The organism is Piscinibacter sp. (genome assembly GCF_050175855.1).
Classification (GTDB): domain Bacteria; phylum Pseudomonadota; class Gammaproteobacteria; order Burkholderiales; family Burkholderiaceae_C; genus Piscinibacter.
Genome location: NZ_JBFXIO010000148.1, coordinates 1 through 11,068 on the forward strand (window position 1 = coordinate 1; position 11,068 = coordinate 11,068).

12 protein-coding genes and 1 tRNA gene are annotated in these 11,068 nt (G+C 69.1%); 4 read left to right on the forward strand and 9 right to left on the reverse strand.

Annotation, left to right across the window (positions count from 1 at the left end):
- Nucleotides 1–159: 159 nt before the first annotated feature.
- Nucleotides 160–906, forward strand: a complete 747-nt coding sequence (locus AB7U92_RS12795) for an arginyltransferase (protein ID WP_428577188.1) — start codon at nt 160–162, stop codon at nt 904–906.
- Here the strand turns inward: AB7U92_RS12795 and AB7U92_RS12800 are convergent.
- The 5 genes from AB7U92_RS12800 to AB7U92_RS12820 all read right to left on the reverse strand — a co-directional run bounded on the left by AB7U92_RS12800 (nt 895) and on the right by AB7U92_RS12820 (nt 4,658).
- Nucleotides 895–2,028, reverse strand: a complete 1,134-nt coding sequence (locus tag AB7U92_RS12800) for an NAD(P)/FAD-dependent oxidoreductase (RefSeq protein ID WP_428577190.1) — start codon at nt 2,026–2,028, stop codon at nt 895–897. The two genes, AB7U92_RS12795 and AB7U92_RS12800, sit on opposite strands and share 12 nt — an antisense overlap.
- A gap of 74 nt (nt 2,029–2,102) precedes the next feature.
- A tRNA-Val gene (locus tag AB7U92_RS12805) sits at nt 2,103–2,177 on the reverse strand.
- A gap of 22 nt (nt 2,178–2,199) precedes the next feature.
- The gene (gene dnaQ, locus AB7U92_RS12810) at nt 2,200–2,913 is read right to left on the reverse strand and encodes a DNA polymerase III subunit epsilon (protein WP_428577193.1); all 714 of its coding nucleotides are present in this window, start codon (nt 2,911–2,913) and stop codon (nt 2,200–2,202) included.
- 9 nt (nt 2,914–2,922) lie between these two features.
- Nucleotides 2,923–3,720: a prolipoprotein diacylglyceryl transferase gene (gene lgt / locus AB7U92_RS12815; RefSeq protein ID WP_428577196.1), complete on the reverse strand. Its 798-nt coding sequence runs from the start codon at nt 3,718–3,720 to the stop codon at nt 2,923–2,925.
- Between the two features lie 14 nt (nt 3,721–3,734).
- Complete coding sequence (locus AB7U92_RS12820) at nt 3,735–4,658, reverse strand: LysR family transcriptional regulator (RefSeq protein WP_428577199.1); 924 nt, start codon at nt 4,656–4,658, stop codon at nt 3,735–3,737.
- A gap of 90 nt (nt 4,659–4,748) precedes the next feature.
- Here AB7U92_RS12820 and ilvD point away from each other — a divergent pair, with 90 nt between their 5' ends.
- Nucleotides 4,749–6,431: a dihydroxy-acid dehydratase gene (ilvD, locus tag AB7U92_RS12825; protein ID WP_428577203.1), complete on the forward strand. Its 1,683-nt coding sequence runs from the start codon at nt 4,749–4,751 to the stop codon at nt 6,429–6,431.
- Nucleotides 6,432–6,449: 18 nt separating this feature from the next.
- Here ilvD and AB7U92_RS12830 read toward each other — a convergent pair whose 3' ends face one another.
- Nucleotides 6,450–6,731, reverse strand: coding sequence for a TIGR04438 family Trp-rich protein (locus AB7U92_RS12830; RefSeq protein WP_428577206.1), 282 nt, complete (start codon nt 6,729–6,731; stop codon nt 6,450–6,452).
- 147 nt (nt 6,732–6,878) lie between these two features.
- On the opposite strand from AB7U92_RS12830, the gene AB7U92_RS12835 reads away from it, so the two are divergent.
- The gene (locus AB7U92_RS12835) at nt 6,879–7,190 is read left to right on the forward strand and encodes a c-type cytochrome (protein ID WP_428577209.1); all 312 of its coding nucleotides are present in this window, start codon (nt 6,879–6,881) and stop codon (nt 7,188–7,190) included.
- 58 nt (nt 7,191–7,248) lie between these two features.
- Here the strand turns inward: AB7U92_RS12835 and AB7U92_RS12840 are convergent, their stop codons facing one another.
- The 3 genes from AB7U92_RS12840 to AB7U92_RS12850 are packed head-to-tail and all read right to left on the reverse strand — an operon-like array spanning nt 7,249 to nt 10,592.
- Nucleotides 7,249–8,730, reverse strand: coding sequence for a 3-hydroxyacyl-CoA dehydrogenase family protein (locus AB7U92_RS12840; protein WP_428577211.1), 1,482 nt, complete (start codon nt 8,728–8,730; stop codon nt 7,249–7,251).
- An 18-nt stretch (nt 8,731–8,748) separates the two neighbouring features.
- The gene (locus AB7U92_RS12845) at nt 8,749–9,384 is read right to left on the reverse strand and encodes an enoyl-CoA hydratase/isomerase family protein (protein ID WP_428577214.1); all 636 of its coding nucleotides are present in this window, start codon (nt 9,382–9,384) and stop codon (nt 8,749–8,751) included.
- A 2-nt stretch (nt 9,385–9,386) separates the two neighbouring features.
- Nucleotides 9,387–10,592 (reverse strand): acetyl-CoA C-acetyltransferase, encoded by a 1,206-nt coding sequence (locus tag AB7U92_RS12850; RefSeq protein WP_428577217.1) that lies wholly within the window; start codon nt 10,590–10,592, stop codon nt 9,387–9,389.
- Between the two features lie 79 nt (nt 10,593–10,671).
- On the opposite strand from AB7U92_RS12850, the gene AB7U92_RS12855 reads away from it, so the two are divergent.
- The coding region (locus AB7U92_RS12855) for a thioesterase family protein (RefSeq protein WP_428577219.1) at nt 10,672–11,068 on the forward strand (397 nt) is incomplete at its 3' end.

Consider the following 11,068-nt stretch of genomic DNA (forward strand, 5'->3'; position numbering starts at 1 on the left):
GCAGCTTTGGGGCCTCGTGAAGAGGCGCCGGCTCACCGAATTCGAGCGCCGCCTGTCCCTCGCCCTGGGGGCCGAGCCGATCCGGGATTGGACCTATGATGTTTCGCTCTGGCGTCACCTCGGGTTTTCGACCGGGGACGCCGAGCAGGACCCCGGCCCGTGACGCACCCGAAAGAGCTTCCGCTCGCTTCACTGCAGTTCTACGCCACCGCACCCTACCCGTGCAGCTACGTGGCTGGGCGCATGGCACGCTCGCAGGTCGCCACACCCAGCCACCTGATCCATGCCGACGCCTACTCCGGCCTGGTGGCCAACGGCTTCCGTCGCAGCGGCATGTTCACCTACCGGCCCTATTGCGACGGCTGCCGCGCCTGCGTGCCGCTGCGCGTGCCGGTGGCGAGCTTCGAGCCCACGCGCAGCCAGCGCCGGGCCTGGAAGCAGCACTCGCACCTGAAGTCGCGCGTGCTGCGCCTGTGCTTCGTGCCCGAGCACTACCAGCTCTACCTGCGCTACCAGGCCGGCCGTCACAGCGGTGGCGGCATGGACCACGACTCGATCGACCAGTACACGCAGTTCCTGCTGCAAAGCCGGGTCAACAGCCGACTGGTGGAGTTCCGCGAGCCGACCGAGGACGGTTCGCTCGGCGCGCTGAAGATGGTCTCGATCCTCGACATCCTGAACGACGGGCTGTCGGCGGTCTACACCTTCTTCGAGCCCGACGACCAGGCCAGCTACGGCACCTACAACGTGCTGTGGCAGATCGAGCAGACGCGGGCGCTGAAGCTGCCGCACGTCTACCTGGGCTACTGGATCGCGGGCAGCGAGAAGATGGCCTACAAGGCGAAGTTCGGCCCTCACGAACTGCTGATCGACGGCCGCTGGCAGCGGCCCGCCTCAGCCTGCTGAGGCGGGCTCCAGTTCGAGTCGGCGCAGCACTTCGTCGGCCAGCGCCAGGCAGGAGGTCAGCCCCGGCGACTCGATGCCGAACAGGTTGACCAGCCCCTTCACGCCGTGCACCTGCGGCCCCTGCACCACGAAGTCGGCCGCCGGTGAACCCGGCCCGCCCAGCTTGGGCCGCACGCCGCTGTAGGCGGGCTGCAGCGCGCCATCGCGCAGTTCGGGCCAGTAGCGGCGGATTTCGGCGTAGAAGCCGTCGGCGCGCGCGGGGTCGACGCGATAGTCGATGTCGTCCGGCGATCCGGGCGCGAGCCACTCGACGTCGGGGCCGAAGCGCGCCTGGCCGGCCAGGTCGAGCGTCAGGTGCACGCCCAGGCCGGCCTGCTCGGGCACCGGGTAGATCAGGCGAGTGAACGGCGCCCTCCCGGCCAGCGAGAAGTAGTTGCCCTTCGCATGGTGGCCCTGCGCCACATGCGTCGCGCTCAGCCCTTGCGTGGCCGCTGCCACGCCCGGCGCCCACAGCCCGGCCGCGTTGACGACGATGCCTGCCTCGAGCTCCATCGGCGAATCGCCGCCGACCCGCACGACATGCCCGGCGGCGCCGCAGCGCAGGCCCAGCACCGGCGAGCACAGCGCCAGCGCGCCCCCCGAGGCTTCCACGTCGCCCTGAAGCGCGAGCATCAGGTCATGGCTGTCGACGATGCCGGTTTCCGGCGAGTGCAGCGCGGCGGTGCAGCGCAGCGCCGGTTCGAGCGCCTGGGCCACGGCAGGCTCGAGCCAACGCAGTTCCACGCCGTTGACGGCAGCCTTCGCGCGGGTCGACTCGAGCGCCGCATGCTGCCCCGGCGAGGTCGCCACCACCAGTTTGCCGCAGCGGCGGTGCGCCACGCCGTGCGAGTCGCAGAAGGCGTAGAGCTGCTGTCGCCCCTGCACGCACAGCCGCGCCTTGAGCGAGCCGGCCGGGTAGTAGATGCCGGCGTGAATGACCTCGCTGTTGCGCGAGCTGGTGCCGGTGCCGATGGCGTCGGCGCGCTCCAGCACGATGGTTTCCAGGCCGCTGCGGGCCAGCGCGCGGCCGACGGCCAGCCCGACCACGCCTGCACCGATCACCAGGGCATCGACTCGATCCATGGCGCCGATTGTGTCGCCGGAAAAGCAAACGGCCGGGAAGTGCCCGGCCGTGCGTGAGATTCTGTCTGGATCGGTGGTGGGCGGCGAGGGTTTCGAACCCCCGACCCCCGCAGTGTGAATGCGATGCTCTACCCCTGAGCTAGCCGCCCTCGCGATCCGCAGAGCCTCGCATTATGCCACAGCCGGCTCGGCCGGCTTCCACACGGTCTTGCCGCCGCTGGCCTTGTCGAGCTCGGCGATCAGCTCGGCGTGGGCCTGCGCCTCGTCGGTGTCGGCCGCGATCACCGGCAGCACGAAGCGCGACAGGTCGATCGCCTCGACCGCGACTTCCGCCGACGCGGCCTCGACCTCGTCGATCACCAGCGAATCCTGGCCGCGCGTCATGCGGATGTACACCTCGGCGAGCAGCCCGGCGTCGAGCAGCGCCCCGTGCAGGCTGCGGCTGGCGTTGTCGACCTCCAGGCGCTTGCAAAGCGCGTCCAGCGAGTTCGACTTGCCCGGGAACATCTCGCGGGCCATCAGCAGCGTGTCGGTGATCTGGCCGACCTGCGCTTCGAAGAGCGGGCGGCCCAGGCGCTTCAGTTCGGCGTTGAGGAAGCCGATGTCGAAGGCCGCGTTGTGGATCAGGATCTCGGCGCCGGCGAGGTACTCCATCAGCTCGTCGACGACCGCGGCGAACAGCGGCTTGTCGGCGAGGAACTCGTCGGTCAGGCCGTGCACCTTGACCGCGTCTTCGTGGCTGGGCCGCTCGGGGTTGAGATAGAAGTGCAGATTGCGGCCCGACAGGCGCCGGTTGAGCATCTCCACGCAGCCGATCTCGATGATGCGGTCGCCGGAGTCGGCATTCAGGCCGGTGGTTTCGGTGTCGAGGAAGATCTGTCGCATGGTGAGGAATCAGGAAGCCAGGCGGGCGCCGCGCAGCCACAGCCAGGCGCCGACGGCCACCATCGGCACGCACAGCCACTGGCCCATGCTCATGTTCAGCGCCAGCAGGCCGAGGAAGGCATCGGGTTCGCGGAAGAATTCGGCAATGAAGCGGAAGACACCGTAGCCGACGAGGAACAGCCCGGCCACCTGCCCTGGCCCACGAGGCTTGCGGCCGTAGATCCACAGGATCACGAACAGCAGCAGCCCTTCCATCAGGAACTGGTAGATCGGCGAGGGATGGCGCGGGATCATGCTGCCCGACTGCGGAAACACCATCGCCCACGGCAGGCTGGGGTCGGCGGCGCGACCCCACAGCTCGCCGTTGATGAAGTTGCCCACGCGACCGCTGGCCAGCCCGGTGGGCACGGCGGGTGCGATCAAGTCCATCAGCTGCAGGAAGGGCCGGCCCTTGATCCGCGCATACACCGCCATCGCCGCGATGACACCGAGCAGCCCGCCGTGGAAGGCCATGCCACCCTTCCACACCGCGAACACCTCCAGCGGGTGCTCGGCGTAATAGCCCGGCTTGTAGAAAAGCACGTAACCCAGGCGCCCGCCGATGACCACGCCGAGCACGCCGTAGAAGAGCAGATCCTCGACGCCGCGGCGCGTCCATCCGGCCTGAGCGAACTGCGGCATGGCGGCGCGCCGGCCGGCCAGCCAAAGAAACAAGCCGAAGGCCACGAGGTAGGTGATGCCGTACCAGTGGATGGCCACCGGCCCGAGCTGCAGGGCGACGGGGCTGAATTGCGGATGCACGAGCATTCGCGAACGATAACCTAGGCGATGCGCGCGCCCTGCGCCTGCACGAAGTCCACGAAGCGCTGGACCGCCGGCGGCGCGTCCGGCCGCCAGACCAGGCTGGTCTCTGCGTGCGGCGCGCCCTCGGCCAGCGCGGCCGGCAGTGCCCGGTAGACGATGCCCGGCCGCTGCAGCGAGCGCATCGAGCGCGGCACCAGCGCCACGCCCAACCCGGCCGACACGAGGTTGACGATGGTCTGCATCTGGATCGCCTCCTGGGCGATCACCGGCGTTACGCCGTACCGGTGATAGAAGGCCAGCACGGCGTCGTACAGCGACGGCGCGATGGCGCGCGGGAAGATCACCAGCGGCTCGCCCAGCAGCGCGGCGGCGGCCAGCCGCTTCGGCGCCGCTTCGGGCAGCGCCAGCACCAGCGGTTCGACGCCGAGCGACAGCCGCTGCAGAGTCGGCGGCGGCGCGATGCCGGGGGCGTGCAGCACGAATCCGGCATCGAGCTCGCGCGCCGCGAAGGCCTCGAACTGCACGTCGCCGGTGGCCTCGCGCAGTTCGATCGTGATGCCGGGCTGCGCCTCGCGGAAGGCACGCAGCCACTGCGGCAGCGGGCCGAAGGCGATCGTCGAGACGAAGCCGAGCCGGATGCGACCCACCTCGCCCGTCGCCGCGTCACGCGCCCGGCCCGGCAGCGCCGCGGCCTGGGCCAGCAACTGCCTTGCCGGCTCCACCAGCGCCGCACCGGCCGGCGTGAGCGCGACGCTGCGCCGCGTGCGTTCGAACAGCAGCACCCCGAGCCGGCGCTCGAGTTGCTGGATCGCTTGCGTGAGCGGCGGCTGCGTCATGTGCAGCTGCGCCGCCGCGCGGCCGAAGTGCAGCGTCTCGGCCACGGCCAGGAACTGGCGCCAGACGCGCAGTTCGATCTCGGGCGCAGTCTGATCGTGATTCATATGCCGAGCATATCAATGCGGCCCGCAGGATCGATTGGACGCGTTGCCCACCGCGGCCGACAATCGCGTCCTCTGTCCGAGGAGTGCCCGATGACGAAGATCAACCGCCGTTCCGCCAACATCACCGAGGGCGTGGCCCGCGCGCCGAACCGCTCGATGTACTACGCCCTGGGCTACCAGGAAGGCGACTTCAAGAAGCCGATGATCGGCGTGGCCAACGGCCATTCGACGATCACGCCGTGCAACTCCGGCCTGCAGCGCCTGGCCGACGCAGCCGTCATCGGCCTGAAGGAGGCCGGTGCCAACCCACAGATCTTCGGCACGCCGACCATCAGCGACGGCATGGCCATGGGCACCGAGGGCATGAAGTACAGCCTGGTCTCGCGCGAGGTCATCGCCGACTGCGTCGAGACCTGCGTCGGCGGCCAGTGGATGGACGGCGTGATGGTCATCGGCGGCTGCGACAAGAACATGCCCGGCGGCATGATGGGCATGCTGCGCGCCAACGTGCCCTCGATTTACATCTACGGCGGCACCATCCTGCCCGGCAAGTACAAGGGCCAGGACCTGAACATCGTCAGCGTGTTCGAGGCGGTGGGCCAGTTCACCGCCGGCAAGATGAGCGAGGAGGACTTCTGCCAGATCGAGCGCCACGCCATTCCCGGCAGCGGCTCCTGCGGCGGCATGTACACCGCCAACACGATGAGCTCGGCCTTCGAGGCGCTCGGCCTGTCGCTGCCCTACGCGTCGACCATGGCCAACGTCGAGGGCGAGATCGTCTCGATGGTCGAGCAGGCCGCCAAGGTGCTCGTCGAGGCGGTGAAAAACGACATCAAGCCGCGCGACATCGTCACCAAGAAGGCGATCGAGAACGCGGTAGCGGTGATCATGGCCACCGGCGGCTCCACCAACGCGGTGCTGCATTTCCTGGCCATCGCGCACGCCGCCGGCGTCGAGTGGACGATCGACGACTTCGAGCGCATCCGCCAGCGCACGCCGGTGCTGTGCGACCTCAAGCCCAGCGGCCAGTACCTGGCGGTGGACCTGCACCGCGCCGGCGGCATCCCGGCGGTGATGAAGGAATTGCTCAAGGCCGGCCTGCTGCATGGCGACTGCATCACCATCACCGGCAAGACCGTGGCCGAGAACCTGGCCGGCGTGCCGGACCTGTCGCCCGAGCAAAAGGTGATCCGGCCGGCCTCCAACCCGATCTACGCCCAGGGCCACCTCGCCATCCTCAAGGGCAACCTCAGCCCGGAAGGCTGCGTCGCCAAGATCACCGGCCTGAAGAACCCGGCCATCACCGGCCCGGCGCGCGTGTTCGACGACGAGCAGTCGGCACTTGCCGCCATCATGGCCGGCCAGATCAAGGCCGGCGATGTGATGGTGCTGCGCTACCTCGGCCCCAAGGGCGGCCCCGGCATGCCGGAGATGCTCGCGCCCACCGGCGCGCTGATCGGCCAGGGGCTGGGCGAATCGGTCGGACTGATCACCGACGGCCGCTTTTCCGGCGGTACCTGGGGCATGGTGGTCGGCCACGTGGCACCGGAAGCCTATGAGGGCGGCAACATCGCGCTGGTGCACGAGGGCGATTCGATCACCATCGACGCCCGCACGCTGACGCTGCAGCTCAACGTCTCCGACGACGAACTGGCAAGGCGCCGTGCCTCCTGGAAGCGACCCTCGCCGCGCTATACCCGCGGGGTGCTGGCGAAGTTCGCGAAGAACGCCTCCAGCGCCAGTTCCGGCGCCGTGCTCGACAAGTTCGACTGAACCGGGCGGCCGCCGCGCTCAGCGGCGGGCGGACTTCTTGGCACGCCGGGCGGCCTTGTCCATGCCCAGCGCCTCGAGGTTCTGCTCGCGGCGGGCCTGGCGGCGCTGCTCCATCTTCTCCATCTCGCGGCGCTTGTTGTAGCCCGTGGCGTCCGCCCAGGCCCACCACACCGCGGCCAAGGCGAAGGGCACGCAGAACTTCCACAGGTCACCCGTGAGGTTCCAGGTCCACGAGGCCATGGGGCCGAAACCCAGGAAGTGCAGCAGGATGACCAACACGCCGATGACGATGAAAAACATGTGTCTGCCCCTGGGGCCGGTCAAACTGCCGCAAGTTGCGCGTCAACCGCAGCCCCTACAATCCGTTGATGTCACTGTAGCCCACGGGCTGGCAAGGCGGGTGCCGAAACATCCGCAGTTTTCCCGTTTGACCTCGAAAGGAAATCGATGAAGCTGTTCCCCGCTCTCGCTCTGGTTGCTGCCGCCGCCACCGTCTCCGCCCCGGCCATGGCCGACGAAGCGCTCGCCAAGGCCAAGAACTGCCTGGCTTGCCACGCTGTGGACAAGAAGCTGGTCGGTCCCGCCTACAAGGACATCGCCGCCAAGTACGCCGGCCAGAAGGATGCCGTCGACAAGCTCTCGGCCAAGGTCATCAAGGGCGGCGTGGGCGCCTGGGGCCAGATCCCGATGCCCGCGAATGCCCAGGTGAACGACGCCGAGGCCAAGAAGCTGGTCACCTGGATCCTCGGCCTGAAGTGATCCCGGCTCAGGCCTGACGAACGAAGCCCCGCACCGCGGGGCTTCTTCGTTTCCGGGCTCAGGTGAAGGCGCGGCGCAGCGCGTCGCGAACGGCACCGGACAGAGCGAAGCGTTCGCCGTACTGTGCGGCCAAGGCATCGGCGCGGTGCAGGTAGGCTTCCAGGCCCTCGGAGGCGACGAACTGCAGCGCCCCGCCCGTCCAGGCCGGGAAGCCGATGCCGAAGATGGAGCCGATGTTGGCCTCGTGCACGCTGGTGAGCACGCCCTCGGCGAGGCATCGCGCCGTCTCGATCGACTGTCGGTAGAGGAAACGCTGCTTCAGCGCCTCGAAGTCACTCTCGACACCCGGCTTCTCGAACTGCGCGAGGCCCGGCCACAGGCGCTTCGGCTTGCCGGCCGGATAGTCGTAGAAGCCGCCACCGGCCGCGCGGCCGGAACGTCCAAGTTCCTTGACCATACGCAAGACCAGCGCCTCCCCCGCCGCCGGCACGTAACGGCGCCCTTCGGCCGCGAAGTCGGCGCGGGTCTGCTCCATCACGTGCACCGACAGCGACAGCGAGGTCTCGTCGATCACCGCCAGCGGCCCGACCGGCATGCCGGCAGACTCGGCCGCATGCTCGACCAGCGGCGCGGGGATGCCCTCTTCCAGCATCGCCGCGCCTTCCATCACGAAGGTGCCGAAAACCCGGCTGGTGAAGAAGCCGCGCGAGTCGTTGACGACGATCGGCGTCTTGCCCAAGGCGAGCACGTAGTCGTAGGCGCGGGCGATGGTCTCGTCGTCGGTGGCCTTGCCGCGAATGATCTCCACCAGCTTCATCTTGTGCACCGGCGAGAAGAAGTGCAGGCCGACGAAGCGCTGCGGCGCGGCACTCGCCTCGGCCAGGCCACTGATCGGCAGCGTCGAGGTGTTGGAGGCGAACACGCCCCCTTCGGCGAGCATCGGTTCGGCTTCGCGCGTGACCTGTGCCTTCAGTGCGCGCTGCTCGAACACCGCCTCGATGATCAGGTCGCAGCCCCTCAGCTCGGCCGCGTCGGCCGTCGGCGTCACGAGACCGAGCAGGCGGGCCTGCTTCACCTCGTCCATGCGCCCCTTCGCCACCAGCGGCGACGTGATGCGGCGGATCGCTTCGACGCCGGCCTGCGCCTTGTCGAGCGAGACGTCCTTCAACACGCACGGAATGCCGCGTGAGGCGTTCGCATGCGCGATGCCCGCCCCCATCATGCCGGCGCCGAGCACGCCCACCCGCTGCGGCTTCCAGGGCGCGAAGCCCGCCGGCCGCGACTTGCCGGACTTGATCGCATTGAGGTTGAAGAAGAACGCCGTGATCATGTTCTTGGCGTTCTGCCCGACCATGACCTTCGCCAGCTTGCGGCTCTCGATGCGCGTGGCGGTGTCGTAGTCGACCATGGCGCCCTCGACCATGGTCTCGAGGATGGCTTGCGCGGCGGGATACAGGCCGTGGGTCTTGGCGGCCAGCATCGCCGGCGCCACCGTCAGGCCCATCGCGATCTTCGGGCTGGCCGGCGTGCCGCCGGGCATCCTGTAGTCCTTGCGGTCCTAGGGCTGGGTGGCCTGCGGGTGTTCGGCGATCCAGGCCAGCGCCATCTCGCGAAGGTCTTCCATCGTCGAGCCGATGCCATCGACGAGGCCCAGTTCGAGCGCCTCGCGCGGGCCAAACAGCTTGCCTTCCATCAGGAAGGGCTGGGCCGCCATCAGGCCGAGCAGGCGGACGGTCTTGGTGATGCCGGTGGCGCCGGGAATCAGCCCGAGCGAGACCTCCGGCGTGCCGAACTGGATCTTCGGGTCGTCGATCGCGAAGCGGGCGTGGGCGGCCAGCGCCACTTCCCAACCGCCGCCGAGCGCCGCGCCATTGAGAAGGGCCACCACCGGGCGGCCCGTCGTCTCGAGCCGCCGGAAGCAACGCTTGAGCGCCTCGATCGAGCGGAAGCCGGCCGGTGCATCGGCCGGCGTGAGCTTGAGCACGTTGTCGAGCTGCGCGCCGGCGAAGAAGGTCTTCTTGCCGGAGGTGACGAGCACGCCCTTGACGTGCTCCTTGTCGGCCTCCACCCGGTCGACCACGGCAGCCAGGTCGGCCTGCCACTGCTCGGTCATGGTGTTGACCGGCGCGCCGGGGGCGTCGTGGGTGATCGTCGCGATGCCGTCGGCGCCGAGTTCGTAGCGGATGGTCTGCACGCTCACACCCTCTCGATGATCGTCGCGATGCCCATGCCGCCGCCCACGCACAGCGTGATCAGCCCGCGCTTGAGCGATCGACGCTCCAGTTCGTCGAGAAGCGTGCCCAGCAGCATCGCCCCGGTGGCGCCGAGCGGATGGCCGAGCGCGATGGCGCCGCCATTGATGTTGACCTTCTCGTGCGGCACGCCCATCTCCTTCATGAAGCGCATCGGCACGGCGGCGAAGGCCTCGTTGACCTCGAACAGGTCGATGTCGTCCACCGTCAGCCCGGCCTTGGCCAGCGCCTTGCGGCTGGCCGGCATCGGACCGGTCAGCATGATGGTCGGGTCGGCCCCCGACAGCGCCGTGGCGACGATGCGCCCGCGCGGCGTGAGGCCGAGCTCGCGACCCTTGGCTTCGCTGCCGATCAGCACGGCGGCGGCACCGTCGACGATGCCCGAGGAGTTGCCCGCCGTGTGCACATGGGCGATGCGCTCCACCTGCGGGTAGCGCGCCAGCGCCACCGTGTCGAAGCCCATCGCGCCGAGGTCGGCGAAGGCCGGCTTGAGCTGCGACAGGCCCTCGAGCGTCGTGCGCGGCTTGATGAACTCGTCGCGATCGAGTACCGGCAGGCCGATCTCGTCGTCGACCGGGATCACCGAGCGCTCGAAGCGCCCTTCCGCCTGCGCCGTGGCGGCGCGCTGCTGCGACGTCAATGCGTAGCGGTCCACGTCCTCGCGCCCCCAGCCGGCCAGCGTGGCGATGAGGTCGGCGCCGATGCCCTGAGGCACGAAGCCCGTGGCGAAATTGGTCGCCGGGTCCTGCGCCCAGGCGCCGCCGTCGCTGCCGATCGGCACGCGCGACATGCTCTCGACGCCGCCGGCGACCACCAGGTCTTCCCAGCCGCTGGCAACCTTCTGCGCGGCCAGGTTCACCGCCTCCAGGCCCGAAGCGCAGAAGCGGTTGATCTGCATGCCGGCCACGCGGAAGTCCCAGCCGGCCTTGAGTGCGGCGGTCTTGGCGATCACCGAGCCCTGCTCGCCGATCGGCGAGACCACGCCCATCACCACGTCGTCGAGCGCGGCGGGGTCGAAGTCGAGCCGCTTCTGCAGCTTGACGAGCAGCCCGGCGAGCAGGTCCACCGGCTTGACCTCGTGCAGGCTGCCGTCCTTCTTGCCCTTGCCGCGCGGCGTGCGCACGGCCTCGAAGATCATCGCGTGGGTCATGTCCGGATCCTCCCCACGCCACCCAGCGTGGACAATCGATTATCGAGAGCCTCCCCGGCCGTCGCCATCATCGACAACCATGCCCCAGAACATCCCCTTCGAAGCCGAGTTCGTGAGCGGGCTCAAGGACATCTTCGAGCAGCGCATCGTCTTCAACCGCGTGCTCGGCCTGCGCATCGGCGAGGTCAGCGCTGAATCGGTCACCGGCACCATCGAGATGCGCAACGACCTGATCGGCCACTACGGCCACCACCGTCTGCACGGCGGCGTGATCAGTGCCGGGCTGGATGCGATGGGCGGGCTGGCGGTGATGGCCGCCATCGGTGCACGCCACATGGACGAGCCGCCGCTGCAGCGCCTGCACCGCTTCGGCAAGCTCGGCACCATCGACCTGCGCATCGACTACCTGCGCCCGGCCATCGGCGAGCGCTTCGAGCTGCGCGCCGAGGTGCTGCGCCTCGGCTCGCGCGTGGCCT